Here is a 22,297-nt window from a genome sequence, read left to right on the forward strand (position 1 = left end):
CCATGCCCAACCGCTGCTATGGCCTGGGGCTGCTGATGGTGCTGGCCGGTTGCACTCAGGTTGGTCCGGATTTCGAGAAGCCCCAAGCGCCGTGGCTGGACGGCTGGAGCACGCCAATGCTGGAGCAGGCAGGGCGCAGCGCGGCGGCGCCCGACCTGCGCCAGTGGTGGGCGGTGTTTGCCGACCCGACCCTGGACGCGTTGATAGCCGAGGCCGATGCCAACAACACCAACCTGCGCGTGGCTGGCCTGCGTATCGCTGAAGCTCGTGCCCAGTTGGCCATCGTGCAGACCGGGCGTTATCCGCAGCTGCAGCAACTGAGTGCGCAAAGCCTGTACCTGAAGCAGAATCAGTCTGGTACGCCTTCGGCCCGTGATTCGGTGTTCTGGCAATCCAGCGTGGGCTTCGACATCGGCTGGGAAATTGACTTCTGGGGCCGCTTCAGTCGCGCCATCGAAAGCGCCGATGCCGTCTACTTCGCCTCCCAGGCCAACTACGCCGATGCCATGCTGCTGCTGCGTGCGCAAGTGGCCGACACCTACTTTGCCCTGCGTACCGCCGAAGCGCGGCTGGCGATCGCACAAGAGAACGCCAAGCGCCAGGCGCGTAGCCTGGAGATTACCGAGCGGTTGTTCCGCCACGGCGAAAACGACGAGCTCGACTGGCAGCAGGCGCGTACTCAATACCTGGCGACCCTGGCCACCATTCCCGAGTTCGAGAACCAGCTCAACGCCCTGCGCAACGTACTGTGCTCGCTGCTTGGCCGCCCGCCCGGGCCGCTGCCGCAGCTGGAGGCCGGGCATGGCCAACTGCCCTTGCCCAACCGGGCAGTGTTGCAGGATGTACCTGCCAGCCTGCTGCAGCGCCGCCCGGACATCCGCGCCGCCGAGCAGGCAGTGGCGGCGCAGTCGGCGCTGGTCGGGGTGGCCGAGGCCGATCTTTATCCACAGCTGAGCTTGCTCGGCAGTATCGGCTGGACCTTCCTATCGGCCAATCATCTGCCCGACACCTTCGACCTGGCGGCTGGCCCAAGCCTGATCTGGAACCCGTTCGACTATGGCAGGCGCAAGAACACCGTACGTGTGGAAGATGCCCGCTTGCAGCAACTGATCGAGTTGTACCAGCAGGGCGTGCGCGAAGCCGCCCGTGAGGCCGACGATGCTGCCAGCGGGCTGGTGCGCTCGCTGCAGAGTGCAACCATTCGCGACCAGGCCTCTCAGGCTGCACAGCGCTCGCTGAATCTGGCCAGCTCGCAGTATCGCGAAGGCTTCGCCGATTTTCAGCGGGTGCTCGATGCTCAGCAACTGCTGTTGCAGCAACAGGACGGCTACCTGGTCAGCCGTGGCAACGCGGTCAGCAGCCTGGTGACGTTGTACAAGGCCCTGGGTGGTGGTTGGGACGCCAGCCGCGCGCCGATCGACCCGGCCACCCGCCAGCAAATGCAGCAACGCACCGACTGGGGCGAGTTGCTCGACGAGCCAGCCCACACCGCGCATGCACAAGGTGAAACCGAATGAGCGACGCCACGCCCACGCCGCCCCCGTCAGCCCCGGATCGCGGCATGCGCTGGGTGCTGCTGCTGATTGCCGTCAGCCTGCTCTGGTACTTGCTGGCTGACCGCTATACGCCGTACACCCAGCAAGCTCGCCTGCAGGCTTACGTAGTCCCGGTGGCCGCCGAAGTGGCCGGGCAGATCAAGCGTGTGGCCGTGGGCAACAACCAGGAGGTGCGCCAGGGCGATGTGCTGTTCGAACTCGATCAGGAGCAGTACCGCATTGCCCTGGCCCGCGCCGAAGCCGACCTTGATACCGTGCGCCGGCAGATCGGCGCCAGTACCGCTGGTATCGATTCGGCGCAGGCAGCGCTGGTGGCCGCCCAGGCCAACGAACGCAAGGCGCGGCAGGACGCCGAGCGCCTCAAACGGCTGATTGACGAAGACCCCGGTACGGTGTCGGTGCGCCGCCTGGAAGGAGCCCAGGCCACCCGCGACCAGGCCATCAGCCAAGTGGCGGCAGCCCGCGCCGAGGTGGAGCGCGCCCGTGAGCAGCAGGGCGGGGCACAGGAAGACAACGCCCAGCTGCGCAGTGCTGCGGCCAATGTGGAAAAGGCGCGCCTGGACCTTGCCCGTACCGTGGTGCGTGCCGACGCAAACGGGCTGATCACCGACCTGCGCACAGACGTTGGCCACTATGTCGGGGCAGGTAGCCCGATGATGACCCTGATCAGTATCCATGACGTGTGGATAAGTGCCGACATGACCGAGAACAACCTCGGTCGCTTGCGCCCTGAAACCCCGGTGCTGGTGGTGCTCGATGCGCTACCGGGCACTGTGTTGAAAGGGCGTATACGCAGCATTGGCTATGGCGTGAGCGTGGGCCAGAGCACGCCGCCGGGTACGCTGCCGACCGTGCAGAATAGCCGCGAGTGGCTGCGTTCGGCGCAGCGCTTTCCGGTGATTGTCGAACTGGAGCGCGATCAGCTTCAGGACAAGACCGTGCTGCGGGTCGGTGGGCAGGCCGAGGTCATGGCCCTGCCTAGCGAAGGCAACCCACTGAACCTGCTGGGCCGGTTGTTCATGTGGCTGATGAGCTGGCTGTCGTATGCCTATTGAATTGCGCCGCCTGCGCGCACTGCGCCTGGCCTGGGGCGTGGCGCTGTGCCTGGCGGTGAGCTTTGGTATCGGCTTGCCGGTGCCGATCCTGGCGCCGGTGTTTGCGGTGCTGTTGCTGGCCATGCGCAGTCAGCCATTGCCCCTGCGTGCAGCACCGGCCCTGGCGCTACTGGTGCTGCTCGCTTGCGGCAGCGGGTTGCTGCTGATTCCGCTGTTGCGCCATGCTCCGTTGGCTGGGGTGTTACTGGTTGGGGTGGGTGTTTTCCTGACCTTGCGCTATGCGCTGAAGGGCGGCAACGGCTTGCTGGCCAACCTGCTGGTGATCGGCCTGACCATGATCGCCGCTGCCGGCACCAGTGACTTCACCCTGGCATTGTCGGTGGTCGAAGCGCTGGCCAAAGGCATGCTGCTGGCAGTGCTGGGCACGTCGGTGGCGCATACGTTGTTCCCCGAACCTGCCAATGCGCCAGCACCGCCGGTGCCGCCGCTGCTGGGTAGCGAGCATGTCAGCTGGGTGGCGCTGCGTGCCACGTTGATCGTGATGCCGGCCTTTCTGCTGGCATTGATCGCCCCTGACCAGTACATGCCGTTGATCATGAAGGCCGTGAGTGTGGGGCAACAAGCAGGCGAAACCCGCGCGCGGCACGCCAGCCGGGAGCTGATCGGTTCAACCTTGCTTGCCGGGGTGTTGGCGATAGCGCTGTGGGTAGCGCTGAGCCTGTTCGTTCACCTGTGGATGTTCTTCTTGTGGGTACTGCTGTTCGCCCTTTGGCAGGCTCGGCGCCTGTACCAGGCGGTGCCGAGCCGGCAGAGCCCGGCGTACTGGGTCAGTTGCCTGACGACCATGTTGATCTTGCTGGGGCAGTCGGTGCAGGACAGTGCAGGTGGGCAGGATGTGTACAAGGCATTTGCGGTGCGTATGGCGCTGTTTCTGGCGGTATCGGTGTACGCCAGCGGCATGTTGATCTGGATTGACCGGCTTCGGAGTCGGCGCGGGCTTCTTCGCGGTTAAGCCCGCTCTCCAGGCAATTCAGGGCTGCCAATCAACCCCGCTCTCTTCCAGGTACGCATCCACCGCTGCGCCCACCGTCGGATGAAAGGCCTTCTCCCCCATATGTTCGAACAACTCGAACTGCCGCATCTTGTCCTTCACCGGGTCCTTCATTTCGGCGAACTGCAACTCCACCCCCCGCGCCTCCAATGCCCGGTCCAGCTCGGCCAGCATGTCCGCCGAAGTGATATCGATACTGGTCACAGGCTCAGCGGCAATTACCACCCGCTGCACAGGCGTTGGCGACGCGTCTACCGCCGCCATCACTGTGTTCTGGAACTGCTCGGCGTTGGCAAAGAACAACGGCGCGTCCCAGCGCAGCAGCACCAGCCCTGGAATACGCCGGGCCTGTGGATAACGCTGTATGTCATGGTAGCCGCGCAGCCCATCGGCCCGGCCGAGCACTGCGTAATGCGGCCGCCAGCCGTCCCACAGGAACTCGATCACCGACACCGCCACTGCAATGCAGATACCGGGAATGGCGCCGAACACCGCCACGCCGACAAAGCAGGTGAACGACAGCCAGAACTCCCACTGCTGCATGCGGAAGATACGCTTGAGGTCGGCAAATTCGAACAGCCCCAGTGCAGCGGCAATCACCACCGCAGCCAAAGCGCTGTTAGGCAGGTGCTGCATCAGATTGGGCGCTACCAGCAGCAACAGGGTTACCGCCAGGGCGCCGATGATGCCGGTGAGCTGGGTCTGCGAGCCGGCAGCTTCGGCCACTGGGGTGCGTGACGAACTGCTGCTGATCGGGATGCCCTGGAACAGCCCCGAGGCCACGTTGGCCACGCCCAGGCCGAACATTTCCTGGTTGGGGTTTACCCGCATCTTGAGGCGCGCGGCATAGGAGCGTGACAGCACACTGGTGTCGGCAAACGACACCAGCGCCACTGCAATCCCGCCCAGTAGCACCTCGACCAGGTCGATGTCGCTGACCCAGGGGAAGACGAAGCCGGGCAGGCCCTGAGGCAATTGCCCGAGTACCTTGACGCCCATCTGATCGAGGTTGAACACGCTCACTGCCAGCGTCGCCAGTACCACGGCGATCAGGATGCCCGGCAGGCGCTTGAACGGTTTGAGCAGCAGAATCAGCGCCAGGCTACCGGCACCCACGACAAAGCTTGGCCAGTGCCCTTGGCCGGCGTATAGCGCCTGGCCCAAGTACCAAAGGTCGCGCAAGGGGCCTTCGCTGTCGACTTTGATGCCGAACAGCTTGGGCAACTGGCTGATCAATACGGTCAGGGCGATGCCGTTCATGTACCCATAGCGGATGGGCTTGGACAGCAACTCGGTGATGAAGCCCAGGCGCAGCAGCCCGGCAATCACACAGAACGCCCCGGCGACCAGGGCCATCATGCTGGCGATGGCGATCGCCCGCTGCGGGTCGCTGGCCGCGTATTGCACCACCACAGCCAGGATAGGCGCGGCCAGCGCCGAGTCCGGGCCCAGCACCAGGATACGGCTGGGACCGAACAGGGCATAGGCCAGCAGGGGGATGATGGTGGCGTACAGGCCATAGATGCCGGGGACGCCGGAAGCCTCGGCGTAGGCGATGCCCACAGGCACCAGCATGGTGGTGAGAACCAGGCCGGCGGCGATGTCCTTGGGTAGCCAGGCTGCCTTGTAGTGGAGCAGGGTGACCAGGCCGGGGAGCCAGCGTTGCCAGTCGAAACGAGTGGGTTTGGGCATGGTGTCGGCTCTGGGCGAGAAGGGCGCTGAACCTCAGCTTAGATGCTGAAGGCGGGGGCCGCTTTGCGGCCTGGCACGACACAAGGCCGCCCCTGCCAAGGGCGCGCATGTCTGGGCAAAACAAAACCCCTTGAAGCGCAAGCCTCAAGGGGTTTGTGTGTGCTGCTGGTTACCGCTTAGACGTTAAAGCGGAAGTGCATCACGTCGCCGTCTTTGACGATGTAATCCTTGCCTTCCAGACGCCACTTACCGGCTTCCTTGGCACCGGCTTCACCCTTGAACTGGATGAAGTCGTCATAGGCTACCACTTCAGCGCGGATGAAGCCTTTTTCGAAGTCGGTGTGGATAACGCCGGCTGCCTGCGGGGCAGTGGCTCCGACGCGAACGGTCCAGGCGCGTACTTCCTGCACGCCGGCAGTGAAGTAGGTCTGCAGGTTCAGCAGCTCGTAACCGGCGCGGATCACTCGGTTCAGGCCAGGCTCTTCCAGGCCCAGGGCCTCGAGGAACATGTCCTTCTCTTCACCGTCTTCCAGCTCGGCGATTTCCGCTTCGATCTTGTTGCACACCGGCACCACTACCGCGCCTTCTTCCTCGGCAATGGCCTTGACCACGTCCAGGTGCGGGTTGTTGTCGAAGCCGTCTTCGGCCACGTTGGCAATGTACATCACCGGTTTGCTGGTCAGCAGGTGGAAGCCACGGATGACGGCCTTTTCGTCGTCAGCCATGTGCTTCATCAGGCTGCGCGCAGGCTTGCCTTCGGTGAAGTGCGGGATCAGCTTTTCCAGAATGGCCTTTTGCGCCAAGGCATCCTTGTCGCCGCCCTTGGCATTGCGGGCTACCTTCTGCAGTTGCTTTTCGCAGCTGTCGAGGTCGGCGAAGATCAGTTCGAGGTCGATGATCTCGATGTCACGCTTGGGGTCGACGCTGTTGGAAACGTGGATCACGTTCTCGTCTTCGAAGCAGCGCACCACGTGGGCAATGGCGTCGGTCTCGCGGATGTTGGCGAGGAACTTGTTGCCCAGGCCTTCGCCTTTCGAGGCACCGGCAACCAGGCCGGCGATGTCGACGAATTCCATGGTGGTCGGCAGGATGCGGTTTGGCTTGACGATTTCAGCCAGCGCAGCCAGGCGAGCGTCGGGCATAGGCACGATGCCGCTGTTCGGCTCGATGGTGCAGAAAGGGAAATTCTCCGCCGCGATGCCAGACTTGGTCAGGGCGTTGAACAGGGTGGACTTGCCGACGTTGGGCAGGCCGACGATGCCGCAATTGAAACCCATGGGTATTCCCCTCTCTAAAGGAAATCAGGCCTTCTGGCTGTGCAGCTCGCGCATCGCCTTGGCGAAGTCGCCGGCAAGCACGTCCGGCAGCACGCCGAGGGCAAAATCGATGCTGGCGTCGAGCTTCTCCTGCTCGGCGCGCGGCGCGCGGCCCAGGACGAAGTTGGATACCAGTTTGGCGTCACCCGGGTGGCCGATGCCAAGCCGCAGGCGGTGGAAGTCGTTCTGGTTGCCGAGCTGCGCGATGATGTCGCGCAGGCCGTTGTGCCCACCATGGCCGCCGCCGCGCTTGAGCTTGGCAACGCCTGGGGGCAGATCGAGTTCGTCGTGTGCCACCAGTATCGCTTCCGGCTTGATGCGGAAGAAATTGGCCAAGGCCGCTACGGACTGGCCGCTGCGGTTCATGTAGGTGGTGGGGATCAACAAACGAACGTCGTTGCCCTGATGGCTGAATTTAGCCGTCAGGCCGAAATACTTTTTGTCAGCGGTCAGCGAAACACGCTGGGCGCTGGCAAGGCGTTCAACGAAAAGAGCCCCTGCGTTATGCCGGGTCTGTTCGTATTCGGGGCCGGGGTTACCCAGGCCAACGATCAACTGGATGGCGGTCACGTCAGGGGCTCTTCCTTGGAGTTGGTGGGTTACAGTGCGCGCGGCACTGTAACCCGATCAACGCCGGCGTGCGAGTGGATTACTCGGCAGCGCCTTCTGCTTCTGGAGCAACGCGTGGAGCGTGAACGTTGGCAACAGCTTTGTCATCACCGTGGGCCAGAGCGACGAACTCTACGCCTTTCGGAGCTTTCAGGTCCGACAGGTGGATGATGGTGCCGATTTCGGCGTTGCCCAGGTCAACTTCGATGAACTCAGGCAGGTCTTTGGCTTCGCAGGAAACTTCGATCTCGGACTCAACGTGGGAGATCTCGCCGCCTTTCTTGACCGGGGCTTCTTCGTTGATGAAGTGAACCGGAACCTTGGCGGTCAGCTTCTGGCCAGCAACGACGCGAACGAAGTCAGCGTGCATGATGAACTGCTTGGCTGGGTGGCGCTGCATGGCCTTGATGATGACGTTCTGCTTAACACCGTCAACGTTCAGTTCGATAACGTGGCTGAAGGCAGCTTCGTTTTCGAACAGCTTGGTGATTTCCTTGGCCAGGATGGTCAGGGATTGAGCTTCTTTATCACCACCGTAGACAACGGCTGGGATGCTCAGCGAGTGACGCAGGCGGCGGCTCGCACCTTTCCCCAGGTCAGTACGCGCTTGGGCGTTCAGAATAAAATCAGTCATTTTGTTTCTCCAAAATAGCCCCCCGAGGGCGTTTGCGACCAGCGCCAACGGGGATGGCAAAAAAGCCCCGCCCCAACACAGGTTGGGGCGGGGCGCTTCACATCAACACGTGTCCCGCTTAGCGGAACATCGCGCTGATCGATTCTTCGTTGCTGATGCGGCGTACCGCTTCAGCGACAACCGGTGCGATATCCAGCTGGCGGATACGATCACAGGCTTGAGCAGCGGCGGACAGCGGAACGGTGTTGGTCACCACCAGCTCGTCCAGTACCGACTTCTCGATGTTCTCGATTGCGCGGCCCGACAGGACAGGGTGCGTGCAATAGGCGTAAACCTTGGCAGCGCCGTGCTCTTTCAGGGCCTTGGCCGCGTGGCACAGGGTGCCGGCGGTGTCGACCATGTCGTCTACCAGGATGCAGGTGCGCCCTTCGACGTCGCCGATGATGTGCATAACCTCGGAGTGGTTAGCCTTTTCGCGGCGTTTGTCGATGATACCCAGATCGACGCCCAGGGACTTGGCGACAGCGCGTGCGCGCACGACACCACCGATGTCCGGGGAGACGATCATCAGGTTCTCGAAACGCTGGTCTTCGATGTCGTCAACCAGTACGGGCGAGCCGTAGATGTTGTCGACGGGGATATCGAAGAAGCCTTGGATCTGGTCAGCGTGCAGGTCGACGGTGAGTACACGGTCGATACCTACGACAGTGAGCATGTCAGCAACGACTTTGGCGCTGATGGCTACACGTGCCGAACGCGGACGGCGGTCCTGGCGGGCATATCCGAAGTAGGGAATCACGGCGGTGATTCGGGATGCTGAGGAGCGGCGGAAGGCGTCGGCCATCACTACCAGTTCCATCAGGTTATCGTTGGTCGGGGCGCAGGTCGGCTGAATAATGAAAACGTCTTTACCGCGAACATTTTCATTGATCTCAGTACTGATCTCGCCGTCGGAGAATTTACCGACAGAGACGTCACCGAGAGGGATATGCAGCTGACGTACGACACGCCGAGCCAGATCGGGGTTAGCGTTCCCCGTAAAGACCATCATCTTGGACACGCGCAGTACCTGAAGGCTGAGGGTATACCTGGATGAGTATAAGGAAAATGGCAGGGGCGGCTGGATTCGAACCAACGCATGGCAGGATCAAAACCTGCTGCCTTACCGCTTGGCGACGCCCCTGTATCTGTTGCTGCGAACGCTCATGCGCTCGACTTCTTGACCAGACTTTGCAGCTTACGATGCAACATCGAAATATTGCTTCCTTTGGCCACAAACCCTGTTTGGGTCGCTGAAAGAAGGGCCAGAACTTTATCAGCTTCGGCTTTGCTTGGGAAGGCCCCAAACACACAACTTCCAGTGCCGGTTAGTCGAGCCTCAGTGAATTTCCCCAGTGAATTCAACGCATTGCGAACTTCTGGGTAATTCTGCTCTACCACCGGTTGGCAGTCATTTCGACTGTTTCCCTCGGGAACGGGGCGCATCTTAAGGGGGAGAGAATCACGTGTCAACTGCGGATGTGAAAAAATTTCTACTGTGCTGACAGACACTTGCGGCACCAGCACGACATACCAGGGTTCGATCGGGTCGACCGGGGTCAGTTGTTCGCCTACGCCTTGCGCGAATGCTGCGTGGCCGCGCACGAACACCGGCACATCGGCGCCCAGGCTAAGCCCCAGTGCGGCCAGGCGGTCTTCGTCCCAGTCCAGTTGCCACAGGTGGGCGAGGGCCAGCAGGGTGGTCGCGGCGTCCGAGCTGCCGCCGCCGATGCCACCGCCCATGGGCAGAACCTTGGTCAGCCAGATGTCGGCGCCAAGCGTGGTGCCCGATTGAGCTTGTAGCATGCGTGCGGCCCGTACGATCAGGTTGCTGTCGTGGGGGACTGCCTCGATCTCGGTGTGCAAGCGGATCACGCCATCGTCACGCAGGGCGAAGCTCAGTTCGTCGCCGTGGTCGAGAAACTGGAACACCGTTTCCAGCTCGTGGTAACCGTCTGCGCGGCGGCCGATGATGTGCAGCCACAGGTTGAGCTTGGCCGGGGCGGGCAGGGTGAGCTTTTGCATGTGATCAGTGCCCCAGCTGGCGCGGCTGCCAGTCCTTGACCACCAGGGTCACGTCCAGGTCCTTGCCGTGCAGCTTCAGGCGCTCGGGCAACCAGTAGCCGTTCTGTTCGGTGTAGCTCAGGTACTGCACCTGCCAGCCATCCTGGTCCAGGCTGGCCAGGCGGCTGTCGCCATCCAGGGTCAACTTGCTCTTGCTGTCGGGGGCGGGCAGGCCGCGCACCCACCAGACCAGGTGCGAAACCGGCAGCTGCCAGCCCAGTTGTTCTTCCAGCAGGGCTTCCGGGCTGGTGGCTTCGTAGCGGCCCTGGTTGGCCACTTCCAGCACCACGCCACCCGGGCGGCCGGTAAGGCGCGCGGCGCCACGGCCCAGCGGGCCGGCCAGGCGAATGTCGTAATAGTCCTGGCGTTGCAGCCAGAACAGCGTACCGCTGCCGGAATCGCGCGGGGCGCGGATGCCGACCTTGCCGTTGATCTGCCAGCCATCGAGGCTGCTCAGCTGCGCTTTGTGGGCGCGCCACTGTTGCGGGTCGCCGTGGCCCTGCAGGGCCTCACGGCTACCGAAGCCGGCGCAGCCGGCCAGCAGGGCGATCAAGGTAAAGGTGATGCAATGGCGCAGGAACATGGCGTTAAAGAGTCTCGGATCCGGTCAGGCGCAAGAGGGTCTTGCGCAGGATAGGGCTGTCGGCCTGGGCTTCGAAGCCCTTGGCCCATACCTGGCGGGCTTCGCGGCGCTTGCCGTTGGCCCACAGCACTTCGCCCAGGTGGGCGGCCACTTCGTGGTCTGGGAAGTTGGCAAAGGCCTGGCGCAGGTAGGTTTCAGCTGCGTCGAGGTTGCCCAGGCGATAGTTGACCCAACCCAGGCTGTCGAGCACTGCCGGGTCATCGGGGGTCAGCTGGTGGGCTTTGTCGATCAGCGCCTTGGCTTCGGCATAGCGGGTGGTGCGGTCGGCCAGTGTGTAGCCCAGGGCGTTCAGGGCCATGGCGTTTTCTGGCTCGCGGGCGATGATGGCGCGCAGGTCTTTTTCCATCTGCGTCAAATCGTTGCGCTTCTCGGCCAGCATGGCGCGGGTGTAAAGCAGGTTGAGGTCGTCCGGGTAGCGCTTGATGGCTTGTTGCAGCACCTGGTTGGCCTGGGCGTCCTTGTTGTTGTTGCTGTAGCTTTCCGATTCGATCAGGAATAGCTGGATGGCGTAGTCTGGCTGGGCTTCGCGCGCGTCGGCGAGCAGGCGCGAGGCCTCGGTGCCGCGGCCGTTGGCGATCAGGATGTCGGCCTGGCGCAGCTGTGCCGGCAGGTAGTCTGGGCCCGGGCCGACCAGGGCGTATTCACGCAGAGCGCCAGCAGGGTCGTGGCGCTCTTCGTGGATGCGGCCCAGGTTCAGGTGCGCGGCGTCAACGTAGCTGTCGCGCTCGACCAGCTCTTGCAAGTAGCCTTCGGCTTCATCCCAATCTTTGTTCTCCAGGCACACCAGCGCCAGCGAGTAGCGCAATTCGTCATCATCGGGGTATTGCTGGACCAGGCTGATGAACTCGCCTTTGGCATCGGCGATACGGTCCTGTTCGACCAGGGTGCGAGCGTAAGTCAGGCGCAGGCGTTTGTCGTCCGGGTTGTCGCGAATCGCCCCGCGCAGCAGTGGCAGGGCCTCTGGACCTCGGTCCAGGGCCTGCAGCAGACGGGCGCGCAGCAGGATCGGGGCGACTTCGCCGTTTTGTGCCGGGTGCGACTCGAGCAGTTCCAGGGCTTCTTCGGTCTTGCCGTCCTGGTTCAGCAGCAGGGCCTTGCCGAATATCAGCTGGCCGTTGTCGGGGTATTTCACCAGCAGGCGTTCGAAACTGTGTAGCAGGCCGTCGCGGGTGCTCTGGTCGGTTTCGGCTGCGGACAGGGCGAGGAAGTCGAAGTGGGTGTCGCCCTGGCCCTGCAGTACCTTTTCCATGTAGGCCATGGACTCGTCATAGCGGCCGGCGCGGGCCAGCTGGATGGCGGCGGCGCGCTGGGCGTCGAGATTCTGTGGGTCGTTGCGCGCCCAGACCAGTGCATTCTCCAGTGACGGCTCGTCGGCGCCGAGGTACTCGGCAATGCGGTAGGCTCGCTCGGAAACTGCGGGGTCCTGGGTTTTTGCCGCCTGATCGGTGTAGTTGGCCAGGGCGATGTCGAAACGGTTGCGCTGGCCGGCCAGCTCTGCCACCAACAGGCTATAGAGTGTGTCCTGCTTGAACGAGCCATACACCACGGGCTTTTCCGCCTCGCCCTTGCCAGCTTCGGCGACGGGAGGCTCGGCCTTTTGCGGGGCCAGGCTTTGGCAGCCCTGGAGCAGGGCGAAGGCAAGCAGCAATGCGTATGGTTTGTTCATAGAAAGGCTTATAGGAGGACTCACCGGCGGTCGGAGCATGATGACACAAGCGCGGAGGCAAACCCACCTGCGAAGGTCGTGGTTTACAGGCTGGGTGGTGCTGAGTAGGACAGCGGGGTGGGGGAGAGGTTCGAGGGGGCTTCTGACGCAATGACCCAGCCCCTGCCTGTATATTTTACGTCCCTGGAAGCAGGAAATGGGAAAGCACAAGCGCCATGAGAAGCGTAATGTGCGGAGTTAGGGGCTGTTCCCGTTTCACATGGGTAGCCAAAGAAAGGCGCAGGCCATGGCCACTGCGCTTTCATAATTCCGCTTGAGCTTGTCGAAGCGCGATGCGGCCGCCCGCTAGTGCTTCAACCGGGCGAAGGCGTTTTCAACCACGTGCAGCCTGAAAAACCTTGAGCCATTTATCCGCCGCGATCCTCGAATCTACCGTCAGGGTTAGTCGCACCGCGTAGTTGGGCGTCGGCAAGTGCGCTGGCATTACGGGGCCCATCTGCGGTCATGGGACGCACTTGGAATAGCAGAGGGCCATCGACAGTGATCGCGAACTCTATGTCCAAGGCATCGCGCCCGGTTAGAACTTGTACCTCTTCGAGCAACGCAAACAGCCCTGGTAATTCCGCAGGCTCGCTTGCCGCTTCGCTGCCAAGGGAGACGAAAGCATGCACAGTCTCGTTGCCGTTAGTGACACCGTCAGTGCTGGCACCTGGTACATAGTCAACTACGTAATATGGCAAACCCGTCTCTGGATCACGGGTCATCGCCACTCCGCTGGCCAATACTCCTCTCGCCATCTGCTGCACCAGCACCTCATCGCGCTCGCGAGCTAGGCCGTAGGAGGCGATCACCGTCTTGATGGCTTCGCCGAGTGCCTGGCCGCCACACACATCTAGAACTGACGCGTACATTCCTGCACCGGAATGGCCGTCGCGGTCTTCGGCCAGGCAGCTGGATCGTACAATCAGCGGCTCATCGCCAAAGAACGCCTGACAGTGCGCGATCACTGCCTGCCAGTCCTCCCGCCACTGTGCCACGGTGAATCGACGAAGGGGCAACACTTGCCCGGTGCTCAGAAGTGGTGCCAGTTGCTGCAGGGTATCGGCCTTGCCGGAAAAAGCGAACACGGGAGAAGGATTTACTGAGTGCATATGTCTTCCCTAATCAGTCGAATCAGTCCGTTGCAGGGGGCTGTCAGTTCATGTCAGGTTTAAGCCAACTCGGCGCCGGTATAAGTCGCGAGTTCAAGGCCGTAAAGTGAGGACAGCTCGCGCAGGAAGCGATTGCCCTTTTTCGCCGCAGAGTGGGGGCAGTCGTCCTCAACGATGACGTGGCCAATTGTGCCGATGTTGCCGCTATAGACGTTTACCGCCTGGCCAGGCGCAACGTGGGCGGTGCAAAACCGGATGGCGTACTTGTCCAGTAATGGCTGTAGGGTGTCGGGGTCGTAGTCGTGGGCGATATGACCGCCATTGCGGGAGGCGACAGTTACGACGCTACCTGCGCGCTGAAGCACTGAGTCGTCAATTAGAATGGGCTCGCCCAGGTGCAGACGGACTAGCAGTTCGAACGGGTCGATGCCGGTCAGCATCCGGTACATCTGCGGCGCTACGCTACCCATCATGCGTGCGTTGATCTCCACTAGACAGGGCCCTTTGGCATCGCGCAACAGTTCAACATGATAAAGGCCAAAATCCAGCCCCAGAGCGCTGAACACTGCCTGCACATATGCTTTGATCTCGTCGCGCTGTGCTGCGTCAAGGCCTGACGGCATGGTCGCGGTCATTTCTAATATTTCGCTATAGTCGGCGCGGAAACGGATGGTGGTCGCAAAGCAGGAGACCTTGCTGTCCTGGACGATGACTTCCGCTGAATGCAATGTACCGTCGATGTATTGCTCGACCAGATAGTCGCGGCTTACCAAGTGGTCGATCATAGGATCAGCACCCTTGCGACTCTGGCGCAGCTCGGCGAGAAAGGCGTCAAAGTCGGTCTGGCTATGGCAAATGGCGGAAAACTGCTTGGCGAACCCTCGGGTCGGCTTGACAACGAATGGCAGCGACAAACTCGGAACGACCCCATTGATCAGTTGCTCCTCGCTTAGTACTTCAAAATCAGGAGAGCGTAGTCCGTGTGCCCGCAGCGTTTCGCGCAGTCGACTCTTGTATACCGCCCCGCACAGAGCTTCGTACCTCGGGTAGAGGGTGCCGATGCGCTGGGCCTCCCGCGCCACCGGTACTATGGCTGCTTCAGAGGTAGAGATCAGGGCGTCAATAGGGCGCTCTGCGTGCAGGTTGGCCAACAACCGGCTGAATTCGCCGCCTTCCAGATTATCGATACGCAAATAAGCATCCACATATCGCAGGTAAGGCTCGAGACGGGAGGTGTCGTCCTTGATCGAGATCGTCAGGAACGAGGCGTCGCGCTGATGAATGAAGGTGACGTGGCAGCCAAGCCGTTTGGCTGCCTCAAAAGCCAGCAGGCCGCTTACGGTGCTGTCGACGAAAACCACGTGTTTCATTGGAACCTCGGATTACCAGGGATGAAAGTAAATAGTGCTGAGCCCGAACAGCATTGCGAAGCAAGCGACCGTCGAAGGTGCGCCATACTTGGGAATTCTCAAGCTGGTGACCTGGAGGATGCCGACCAGGGCCATTAGGCCGACGATCACACCGGCACCGTAATGCCCGGCCGATAACCCCATCAGCGCCAGCGCAAAGACAAATCCTGAATATGTGGTGGGTAGCCCCTGATATCCCCCGCCAGCCGATGTGCCGGGCATGCCAAACAGCGATAGCCGCAAAATGGCCGTGAAAACCAGAGTTACTGCGGCCAGCGTGGCCGAAAGAGACTGGTCGAGGATTAGGATGACAAGGGCTGGCGTGATGCTGAAATTGAGCAAGTCGGCAAAACTGTCTAGATGCTTGCCGAAGGCCCGTTGCGCGCTGTTCGCAGCCAGGTAGCGCCGGGCTATGTGGCCGTCAAGGAAATCGAGCATCGCGGCCAGGCAAATCACCGTCGCCGCCAGAACAAACCGTCTTTGCAACGCAAAATAAACAGTACCGAAGGCCAGGCCGATATTGAACATTGTTAATATGTTCGCCAAATCCAAAAGACGGACGAACGGAAACACACGCGCCAATGTGGGCATATTGTTCTCCTTGAAGAAATTATTTAGACAGGTTGTTTTCCCTTGATCGTAACTGTCGTTCGCAGGGCGTTGGATGCGACGAAATAGAAAGCAACGAAGATAATGCTCGTGCTGAACAGGCCAACATACTTAACCAGTATTGATCCGGCGAAGATGGTGATTATCATGCCTAAGTAGACCCCCGCATACTGGACAGATGCCATCAACGGCATGGCGCTGGTAGGTGTGCTCCTGACAAGATCGGCTTGCAATTTGAAAAATGCCAGTTCGAAAAAGAATATGTAGAGAAAATACGCGATGTAACTGGACTGAATATCATGGCCGAACGCTGCGAGCATCATGAACAGGCCGCTGACTACAGCCATCGGCATAGGTAGCGGTTGCACATTACACTTGCCCAAACGATAGAACAGTACTGCGCCCACCAAAGCTGCCACACTATTGACGGCCTGCAACAAACCGACATACACCTCTCCCAAGCCCAGCACATGGGCCGGTAACAGCACCCTGGACACATTGAAGAAGCCCTGAAAAAGGCTGACGAAGATGATGAACTGATAGAGGCTGAGGCGTAGCGCGGGATACTCCTGCAAAAGCGAACCAAGGGCAGTCAATAGTCTTGGTGCGACCTGCACGGTGATCGGAGGCTTTGTTGGCGCAGGTAGTAGATAGGCCGCCAAAGCCGCGATGGAAAAAAGACTGACAGTAATGAGCAGGGCTAACCCAGGCGTCATGTTGGCTTTGAACAGTAGCAGACTGATGCCTGCCAGGCCGCCGGCAATGAATTGTGCGGTGAGTGTCAGAGGCACTGAGCTGGCGATTTGCGCACCCGGGAAATAACACTTGATGGCAACAATACGCCCTACCCGTTGCAGCGCATCCAGGGTGCCAATGACTACCGCGCCTAACACGGCGACTTCCACATGATGTGGCAGGATCTTGTAGGTGGCCGCCGCGCAGCCCAGCGACAGCAAGTTGGCACTCCACAGCAACGTGCGTGGCGCTAGATAGTCAGCCAGTCGGTAGATTGGAGCGACAAGAATTACCGGCAGAACCATTGGTGCAAACAGCACTACTTGGGAAAGTATTAGACTAGCAGTATGAGCATAAATATAGTAGGAAAAATAAATATAGCTCAGCGTAGAGGCCGAAATAGCACACAAGTTAACGCCCCAAAGTAGCACTGAGTGCCTACGAGATGCTTCAAATTCTTCCATTGCGCGTGCCTATTATATAGCTTCCTGCCATGCACGAAGCATACCCTGCATTGGAAATCGTTTTAAGATAAGCTTAACAAAACTGAAATATAAAAATGCTTGTTGTTGGTGTGTCACCAAGTAAGTGTGCATCATTTCAGTTCATCATTACCGCTGCTGATCCTCATCAACAAAACTTCTAATAATCGGCAAAATTAATAGCTACAAATAAACTGACGGACTGATAGCTCGATGCTATCCAATTCGTATCGCTGTCTCAGTGAGAAATATCGATGTAGCAGTGTCAAGACTAGGTCCGGAAGGAGGGTAGGGCAACAGTTGGGCATGTATTTGGGAAATGGACTACAAGACTGTGGATAAATCTTTTGGAAATATGTCAAAAGTCTTCTCGACCCGGTCAACGTAGTTGGCTAGGGCGATGTCGAACCGATGGCTCTGGCTTTTGCTCTTACTGTCGCTTCTAAGCGCGCGGTTGATCAGGCGCTGCAGATTGCGACTTCAGGAGGCCGAGCGTAGGGCTTGCTCCCGGGAGGACCGCGCTGCAGGCCCCATCCTGGGGCACAGCGCTTGACGGGCATCCATGCCCGTCACCTCCCTGTGCAAGGCCTGCGTTCGGCCTCCTGAAGTCGCGAAGATCAAGATCAGGATCAAAAGCCAGATCAAAAGCCGGCAAGACCTGAAAACACCGCTAGGGCAGGCTACGAAAAGGCGATAGCCGCAGGACTATCAGCACAATAGCGAACGGTGGTTGTCCTGAAACCTGCGAAAGAGGACAATTATCGGCTTCCCGTCACAACCAGCGACCTTGCATGGCCTTTCTTGCACTTGGTATCAACCATAAGACTGCCTCGGTAGACGTACGCGAGCGCGTGGCGTTTACCCCAGAGCAGCTGGTAGACGCCCTGCAGCAGCTCTGCCGACTGACGTCCAGCCGCGAGGCGGCGATCCTGTCGACCTGCAACCGCAGTGAGCTCTATATAGAGCAGGACCACCTGTCCGCCGACGCCGTGCTGCAGTGGCTGGCCGACTATCACCGCCTCAGCATCGACGAGCTGCGCGCCAGCGCCTACGTGCATGAAGAGCACGACGCCGTGAAGCACATGATGCGCGTGGCCTCGGGCCTGGACTCGCTGGTTCTGGGCGAGCCTCAGATCCTCGGCCAGATGAAGTCCGCCTACGCCGTGGCCCGCGAAGCCGGTACCGTCGGGCCGTTGCTCGGGCGCCTGTTCCAGGCCACCTTCAGCGCCGCCAAGCAGGTGCGTACCGATACGGCCATCGGTGAAAACCCGGTTTCGGTTGCGTTCGCCGCGGTCAGCCTGGCCAAGCAGATTTTCGCCGACCTGGGCCGCAGCCAGGCCCTGCTGATCGGTGCCGGCGAAACCATCACCCTGGTCGCCCGCCACCTGCACGAGCAGGGCGTACGCCGTATCGTGGTGGCCAACCGCACCCTGGAGCGCGCCAGCATCCTGGCCGAGCAGTTCGGCGCGCATGCCGTGCTGCTGGCAGACATCCCCCAGGAACTGGCCAACAGTGACATCGTGATCAGTTCCACCGCCAGCCAGTTGCCGATCCTGGGCAAGGGCGCGGTCGAGAGCGCACTGAAACAGCGCCGACACAAGCCGATCTTCATGGTCGACATCGCTGTCCCTCGCGATATTGAAACCGAAGTCGGCGAGCTGGATGATGTCTACCTGTACACCGTCGACGACCTGCACGATGTAGTGGCGGAAAACCTCAAGAGCCGCCAGGGCGCGGCTCAGGCGGCCGAAGAGCTGGTATCCGTGGGCGCCGAAGACTTCATGCTGCGCCTGCGCGAACTGGCTGCAGTGGACGTGCTCAGGGCCTATCGCCAGCAAAGTGAGCGCCTTCGCGACGAAGAACTGCAAAAGGCCCTGCGCCTGCTGGCCAATGGCGGCAACCCCGAAGACGTGCTCGCCCAGCTGGCCCGGGGCCTGACCAACAAACTCCTGCATGCGCCCAGCGTGCAGCTGAAAAAGCTCTCGGCCGAGGGCCGCCTCGATGCGCTGGCCATGGCCCAGGAACTCTTTGCCCTCAACGAGGGCTCCACGGACAAATCCCCGCAATGAAAGCGTCGCTGCTGAACAAACTGGAAATCCTCCAGGACCGTTTCGAAGAACTCACCGCCCTGCTCGGTGACGCCGAGGTTATTTCCGACCAGACGCGTTTTCGCGCCTACTCCCGCGAGTATGCCGAGGTAGAGCCGGTCTACGCTGCTTATAAAGAGTGGCGTAAAGTCCAGGACGACCTCGAAGGCGCCCAGGCGCTGCTCAAGGACAGTGACCCGGACCTGCGTGAAATGGCCGTGGAAGAGGTGCGTGAAGCCAAGGAGCAACTGTTGACCCTGGAGGCGCAGCTGCAACGCATGCTGCTGCCCAAAGACCCCAACGACGGTCGCAACGTGTTTCTCGAAATCCGCGCCGGTACGGGTGGCGACGAGGCAGCCATCTTCTCTGGCGACCTGTTCCGTATGTATTCGCGCTACGCCGAAAAGCGCGGCTGGCGCCTGGAGATCTTGTCCGAGAACGAAGGCGAGCACGGCGGCTACAAGGAAATCATTGCCCGCGTCGAGGGCGAGAATGTCTACGGCAAGCTCAAGTTCGAGTCCGGTGCACACCGGGTTCAGCGTGTGCCCGAGACCGAGTCCCAAGGCCGTGTCCACACTTCCGCGTGCACGGTGGCGGTGCTCCCCGAGCCGGACGAGCAGGCCGCCATCGAAATCAACCCGGCCGACTTGCGCGTGGATACCTACCGTGCCTCCGGTGCCGGCGGCCAGCACGTCAACAAGACCGATTCGGCGATCCGTATCACTCACTTGCCTACCGGTATCGTGGTCGAATGCCAGGAGGAGCGCTCGCAGCACAAGAACCGTGCTCGCGCCATGTCCTGGCTGTCGGCCAAGCTGAACGACATGCAGACCAGTGCCGCGCAGAACGCCATTGCCAGTGAGCGCAAGCTGCTGGTGGGTTCCGGTGACCGCTCCGAGCGCATCCGCACCTACAATTATCCACAGGGGCGGGTGACCGATCACCGCATCAACCTGACCTTGTATTCGCTTGACGACATTCTCAGCGGTGGCGTAGACGCGGTGATCGAACCGCTGCTGGCCGAATACCAGGCCGATCAACTGGCCGCCTTGGGGGACTGATGACTGTCATCGCCAGCCTGTTGCGCAACGCGCAGTTGCCTGAATCGCCCACTGAGCGCCTGGATGCCGAACTGCTGCTGGCTGCGGCCATCGGTAAATCGCGCAGCTACCTGCATACCTGGCCCGAGCGTATTGTCAGCAGCGAAGATGCCGAGACCTATGCCGGCTACCTGAAGCGCCGCCGTGGCGGCGAGCCAGTGGCCTATATCCTTGGGCTGCAGGGCTTCTGGAAGATCGACCTGGAGGTCGCGCCGCATACCCTGATCCCGCGGCCGGATACCGAACTGCTGGTCGAGACGGCGCTTGAACTGCAACCCGCTTCGCCCGCCAAGGTTCTCGACCTGGGTACCGGTACGGGTGCCATCGCTCTGGCGCTGGCCAGCGAGCGCCCGGCCTGGCAGGTGACAGCGGTTGACCGGGTGGAGGAGGCTGCTGCCCTCGCCGAGCGCAACCGCCAGCGGTTGGGCCTGGCCAACGCTCGGGTACGGCTGAGCCACTGGTTCGACAGCCTGGCCGGGGAGCGTTTCGACCTCATTGTCAGCAACCCGCCCTACATCGCCGCTGAAGACCCGCACCTGGTGGCCGGCGACGTGCGCTTCGAACCCAGCAGTGCCCTGGTGGCCGGTGCCGATGGCCTGGACGACCTTCGCGTGATCGCCGCCCAGGCCCCCGCGCACTTGTTGCCAGGTGGTTGGCTACTGCTGGAACATGGCTACGATCAGGCGGCGGCGGTACGCGCTCTGCTGGCTGAACATGGCTTTATCGAGGTGGCCAGCCGCACGGACCTGGGCGGCCATGAACGCATTACCCTGGGGCGACTGCCATGCTGAGTGATCAGGAACTGCTGCGTTACAGCCGCCAGGTGCTGCTGGCCCAGATCGACATCGATGGCCAGCTGCGGCTCAAGCAGAGCAAAGCGCTGATCATCGGGCTGGGTGGCCTGGGCTCGCCAGTCGCCCTGTACCTGGCCGCCGCTGGCGTGGGTGAGCTGCACCTGGCCGACTTCGACACCGTCGACCTGACCAACCTGCAACGCCAGGTCATCCACGACAGTGCCAGCGTTGGCATGAGCAAGGTCGACTCGGCCTTGCAGCGCTTGCAGGCAATCAACCCGGAAGTCAGCCTGGTTGCTCACCGCCAGGCACTGGACGAGGACTCGCTGGTGGCTGCGGTGGCGGCGGTCGACCTGGTGCTGGACTGCTCCGACAATTTCTCTACCCGCGAGGCGGTCAACGCTGCCTGTGTCGCCGCCGGCAAGCCGCTGGTCAGCGGAGCGGCAATCCGTCTGGAAGGTCAGCTGTCGGTGTTCGACCCGCGGCGTGACTACAGTCCGTGCTATCACTGCCTGTACGGGCATGGTAGCGAAGCTGAACTGACCTGCAGCGAAGCAGGCGTCATTGGCCCGCTGGTGGGGCTGGTGGGAAGCCTGCAGGCGCTGGAGGCGATGAAGCTGCTGGCTGGCTTCGGTGAGCCGTTGGTCGGCCGCTTGCTGTTGATCGATGCCCTTGGCACCCGTATCCGCGAGCTTCGTGTCAAGCGCGACCCGGCTTGCACGGTCTGTGGTAAGCGCGATGGCTGAGCGCTCGGCGCCGATCGGCGTCATGGACTCGGGGGTTGGCGGATTGTCGGTGCTGGCCGAGATCCAGCGCCTGCTGCCCAACGAAACGTTGCTGTATGTGGGCGATTGCGGGCATATACCCTACGGTGAGAAGTCGCCGGACTATATCCGCGAGCGCTGCCGACGCATTGCCGGGTTCTTCCATGAACAAGGCGCAAAGGCCATGGTCCTGGCCTGCAACACTGCCACGGTGGCGGCAGTGGCCGACCTGCGTGAGTTGTATCCGACCTGGCCGTTGGTGGGCATGGAACCGGCCGTCAAGCCTGCAGCGGCAGCCACCCGCTCGGGCGTGGTCGGTGTGCTGGCCACCACCGGTACCCTGCAGAGTGCCAAGTTCGCAGCCTTGCTCGATCGCTTCGCGAATGACGTACAGGTTATTACCCAACCTTGCCCGGGGCTGGTCGAGCTGATCGAAGTCGGTGACCTGGTAAGCCCGGCGGTGCGCCAGCTGTTGCAAGGTTATGTGCAGCCGCTACTGACTGCAGGTTGCGATACGCTGATCCTCGGCTGCACCCATTACCCTTTCCTTCGCCCATTGCTGGCCGGCATGGTCCCGGATGACGTGGCCATCATCGACACCGGCGCGGCCGTGGCGCGTCAGTTGCAACGGCTGTTGGGTGCCAATGATCTGTTGGCCGAAGGCCCGGCCGGCGCTGCACGCTTCTGGACAAGCGCTGATCCAGAAGCCTTAAGAAAAATCCTACCTGTGCTGTGGCATAAGTCTGACGATGTGCAAAGCTTTGCGTTGTGAAAAAAACGTGAAAAAAGGCTGAACTATCGTTCCACTTCTGCTTTCTACCGCTTTGCCTGAGATGAGGCG

Annotated in this window: 20 protein-coding genes, 1 tRNA gene and 1 pseudogene; 8 read left to right on the forward strand and 14 right to left on the reverse strand. The window is 61.3% G+C overall.

Annotated features, from left to right (window positions below):
- Nucleotides 1-2: 2 nt before the first annotated feature.
- From V7787_RS05435 to V7787_RS05445, 3 genes are read left to right on the forward strand one after another with little or no spacing between them, the layout of a single operon-like run.
- Entirely contained in the window at nucleotides 3-1,517 is a 1,515-nt protein-coding gene (locus V7787_RS05435) for an efflux transporter outer membrane subunit (RefSeq protein ID WP_064490917.1), read from the forward strand.
- Nucleotides 1,514-2,611, forward strand: a complete 1,098-nt coding sequence (locus V7787_RS05440) for an HlyD family secretion protein (protein WP_020190535.1) — start codon at nucleotides 1,514-1,516, stop codon at nucleotides 2,609-2,611. The genes V7787_RS05435 and V7787_RS05440 overlap by 4 nt, the downstream gene beginning before the upstream one ends.
- The gene (locus V7787_RS05445; protein ID WP_020190536.1) at nucleotides 2,601-3,623 is read left to right on the forward strand and encodes a DUF2955 domain-containing protein; all 1,023 of its coding nucleotides are present in this window, start codon (nucleotides 2,601-2,603) and stop codon (nucleotides 3,621-3,623) included. The genes V7787_RS05440 and V7787_RS05445 overlap by 11 nt, the downstream gene beginning before the upstream one ends.
- A gap of 18 nt (nucleotides 3,624-3,641) precedes the next feature.
- Here V7787_RS05445 and V7787_RS05450 read toward each other — a convergent pair whose 3' ends face one another.
- The 14 genes and pseudogenes from V7787_RS05450 to V7787_RS05515 form a co-directional block, all read right to left on the reverse strand.
- Nucleotides 3,642-5,354, reverse strand: coding sequence for a SulP family inorganic anion transporter (locus V7787_RS05450; protein ID WP_064490918.1), 1,713 nt, complete (start codon nucleotides 5,352-5,354; stop codon nucleotides 3,642-3,644).
- Between the two features lie 176 nt (nucleotides 5,355-5,530).
- Nucleotides 5,531-6,631, reverse strand: a complete 1,101-nt coding sequence (gene ychF, locus V7787_RS05455) for a redox-regulated ATPase YchF (RefSeq protein ID WP_003247414.1) — start codon at nucleotides 6,629-6,631, stop codon at nucleotides 5,531-5,533.
- A 24-nt stretch (nucleotides 6,632-6,655) separates the two neighbouring features.
- Entirely contained in the window at nucleotides 6,656-7,240 is a 585-nt protein-coding gene (pth, locus tag V7787_RS05460; protein ID WP_003247413.1) for an aminoacyl-tRNA hydrolase, read from the reverse strand.
- A gap of 79 nt (nucleotides 7,241-7,319) precedes the next feature.
- On the reverse strand, nucleotides 7,320-7,913 hold the full coding sequence (locus V7787_RS05465) for a 50S ribosomal protein L25/general stress protein Ctc (protein ID WP_003247411.1): 594 nt from the start codon (nucleotides 7,911-7,913) through the stop codon (nucleotides 7,320-7,322).
- Nucleotides 7,914-8,031: 118 nt separating this feature from the next.
- A complete protein-coding gene (locus V7787_RS05470; RefSeq protein WP_003247410.1) occupies nucleotides 8,032-8,973 on the reverse strand; it encodes a ribose-phosphate pyrophosphokinase in 942 nt (313 codons plus the stop codon).
- Between the two features lie 48 nt (nucleotides 8,974-9,021).
- A tRNA-Gln gene (locus tag V7787_RS05475) sits at nucleotides 9,022-9,096 on the reverse strand.
- 20 nt (nucleotides 9,097-9,116) lie between these two features.
- Nucleotides 9,117-9,977 carry a 4-(cytidine 5'-diphospho)-2-C-methyl-D-erythritol kinase gene (gene ispE, locus V7787_RS05480; RefSeq protein WP_019750445.1) on the reverse strand — a complete coding sequence of 287 codons (861 nt, stop codon included), beginning with the start codon at nucleotides 9,975-9,977 and terminating at the stop codon, nucleotides 9,117-9,119.
- 4 nt (nucleotides 9,978-9,981) lie between these two features.
- Nucleotides 9,982-10,599 carry a lipoprotein insertase outer membrane protein LolB gene (gene lolB / locus V7787_RS05485; protein ID WP_010951969.1) on the reverse strand — a complete coding sequence of 206 codons (618 nt, stop codon included), beginning with the start codon at nucleotides 10,597-10,599 and terminating at the stop codon, nucleotides 9,982-9,984.
- 4 nt (nucleotides 10,600-10,603) lie between these two features.
- Nucleotides 10,604-12,325 (reverse strand): tetratricopeptide repeat protein, encoded by a 1,722-nt coding sequence (locus tag V7787_RS05490; RefSeq protein WP_336086330.1) that lies wholly within the window; start codon nucleotides 12,323-12,325, stop codon nucleotides 10,604-10,606.
- 255 nt (nucleotides 12,326-12,580) lie between these two features.
- Nucleotides 12,581-12,709: pseudogene (locus V7787_RS05495) on the reverse strand (IS5/IS1182 family transposase); the annotation flags it as partial.
- 23 nt (nucleotides 12,710-12,732) lie between these two features.
- On the reverse strand, nucleotides 12,733-13,476 hold the full coding sequence (locus V7787_RS05500; protein ID WP_336086332.1) for a PEP/pyruvate-binding domain-containing protein: 744 nt from the start codon (nucleotides 13,474-13,476) through the stop codon (nucleotides 12,733-12,735).
- A 59-nt stretch (nucleotides 13,477-13,535) separates the two neighbouring features.
- Entirely contained in the window at nucleotides 13,536-14,846 is a 1,311-nt protein-coding gene (locus tag V7787_RS05505; RefSeq protein ID WP_064490922.1) for an ATP-grasp domain-containing protein, read from the reverse strand.
- 12 nt (nucleotides 14,847-14,858) lie between these two features.
- Nucleotides 14,859-15,476 carry a CDP-alcohol phosphatidyltransferase family protein gene (locus V7787_RS05510; RefSeq protein ID WP_064490923.1) on the reverse strand — a complete coding sequence of 206 codons (618 nt, stop codon included), beginning with the start codon at nucleotides 15,474-15,476 and terminating at the stop codon, nucleotides 14,859-14,861.
- A gap of 23 nt (nucleotides 15,477-15,499) precedes the next feature.
- A complete protein-coding gene (locus V7787_RS05515) occupies nucleotides 15,500-16,693 on the reverse strand; it encodes a hypothetical protein (RefSeq protein WP_231114221.1) in 1,194 nt (397 codons plus the stop codon).
- Between the two features lie 809 nt (nucleotides 16,694-17,502).
- Between V7787_RS05515 and hemA the strand changes: the two genes are divergently transcribed.
- From hemA to murI, 5 genes are read left to right on the forward strand one after another with little or no spacing between them, the layout of a single operon-like run.
- The gene (gene hemA, locus V7787_RS05520; protein ID WP_010951977.1) at nucleotides 17,503-18,780 is read left to right on the forward strand and encodes a glutamyl-tRNA reductase; all 1,278 of its coding nucleotides are present in this window, start codon (nucleotides 17,503-17,505) and stop codon (nucleotides 18,778-18,780) included.
- Nucleotides 18,777-19,859, forward strand: a complete 1,083-nt coding sequence (gene prfA / locus V7787_RS05525; protein ID WP_003247392.1) for a peptide chain release factor 1 — start codon at nucleotides 18,777-18,779, stop codon at nucleotides 19,857-19,859. The genes hemA and prfA overlap by 4 nt, the downstream gene beginning before the upstream one ends.
- Nucleotides 19,859-20,689 carry a peptide chain release factor N(5)-glutamine methyltransferase gene (gene prmC / locus V7787_RS05530; protein ID WP_014589668.1) on the forward strand — a complete coding sequence of 277 codons (831 nt, stop codon included), beginning with the start codon at nucleotides 19,859-19,861 and terminating at the stop codon, nucleotides 20,687-20,689. Before prfA ends, prmC begins: the two co-directional genes overlap by 1 nt.
- Entirely contained in the window at nucleotides 20,683-21,438 is a 756-nt protein-coding gene (locus V7787_RS05535) for a molybdopterin-synthase adenylyltransferase MoeB (RefSeq protein WP_014589669.1), read from the forward strand. The genes prmC and V7787_RS05535 overlap by 7 nt, the downstream gene beginning before the upstream one ends.
- Nucleotides 21,431-22,228, forward strand: a complete 798-nt coding sequence (gene murI, locus V7787_RS05540; RefSeq protein WP_064490926.1) for a glutamate racemase — start codon at nucleotides 21,431-21,433, stop codon at nucleotides 22,226-22,228. The genes V7787_RS05535 and murI overlap by 8 nt, the downstream gene beginning before the upstream one ends.
- Nucleotides 22,229-22,297: the final 69 nt, after the last annotated feature.

This window comes from Pseudomonas sp. CGJS7 (genome assembly GCF_036961695.1).

Coding starts and splice junctions, on each gene's coding strand:
- V7787_RS05435 (WP_064490917.1), top strand. CDS start 3: ATGCCCAACCGCTGCTATGGCCTGGGGCTGCTGATGGTGCTGGCCGGT.
- V7787_RS05440 (WP_020190535.1), top strand. CDS start 1,514: ATGAGCGACGCCACGCCCACGCCGCCCCCGTCAGCCCCGGATCGCGGC.
- V7787_RS05445 (WP_020190536.1), top strand. CDS start 2,601: ATGCCTATTGAATTGCGCCGCCTGCGCGCACTGCGCCTGGCCTGGGGC.
- V7787_RS05450 (WP_064490918.1), bottom strand. CDS start 5,354: ATGCCCAAACCCACTCGTTTCGACTGGCAACGCTGGCTCCCCGGCCTG.
- ychF (WP_003247414.1), bottom strand. CDS start 6,631: ATGGGTTTCAATTGCGGCATCGTCGGCCTGCCCAACGTCGGCAAGTCC.
- V7787_RS05465 (WP_003247411.1), bottom strand. CDS start 7,913: ATGACTGATTTTATTCTGAACGCCCAAGCGCGTACTGACCTGGGGAAA.
- ispE (WP_019750445.1), bottom strand. CDS start 9,977: ATGCAAAAGCTCACCCTGCCCGCCCCGGCCAAGCTCAACCTGTGGCTG.
- lolB (WP_010951969.1), bottom strand. CDS start 10,599: ATGTTCCTGCGCCATTGCATCACCTTTACCTTGATCGCCCTGCTGGCC.
- V7787_RS05490 (WP_336086330.1), bottom strand. CDS start 12,325: ATGAACAAACCATACGCATTGCTGCTTGCCTTCGCCCTGCTCCAGGGC.
- V7787_RS05500 (WP_336086332.1), bottom strand. CDS start 13,476: ATGCACTCAGTAAATCCTTCTCCCGTGTTCGCTTTTTCCGGCAAGGCC.
- V7787_RS05505 (WP_064490922.1), bottom strand. CDS start 14,846: ATGAAACACGTGGTTTTCGTCGACAGCACCGTAAGCGGCCTGCTGGCT.
- V7787_RS05510 (WP_064490923.1), bottom strand. CDS start 15,476: ATGCCCACATTGGCGCGTGTGTTTCCGTTCGTCCGTCTTTTGGATTTG.
- V7787_RS05515 (WP_231114221.1), bottom strand. CDS start 16,693: ATGGAAGAATTTGAAGCATCTCGTAGGCACTCAGTGCTACTTTGGGGC.
- hemA (WP_010951977.1), top strand. CDS start 17,503: ATGGCCTTTCTTGCACTTGGTATCAACCATAAGACTGCCTCGGTAGAC.
- prfA (WP_003247392.1), top strand. CDS start 18,777: ATGAAAGCGTCGCTGCTGAACAAACTGGAAATCCTCCAGGACCGTTTC.
- prmC (WP_014589668.1), top strand. CDS start 19,859: ATGACTGTCATCGCCAGCCTGTTGCGCAACGCGCAGTTGCCTGAATCG.
- V7787_RS05535 (WP_014589669.1), top strand. CDS start 20,683: ATGCTGAGTGATCAGGAACTGCTGCGTTACAGCCGCCAGGTGCTGCTG.
- murI (WP_064490926.1), top strand. CDS start 21,431: ATGGCTGAGCGCTCGGCGCCGATCGGCGTCATGGACTCGGGGGTTGGC.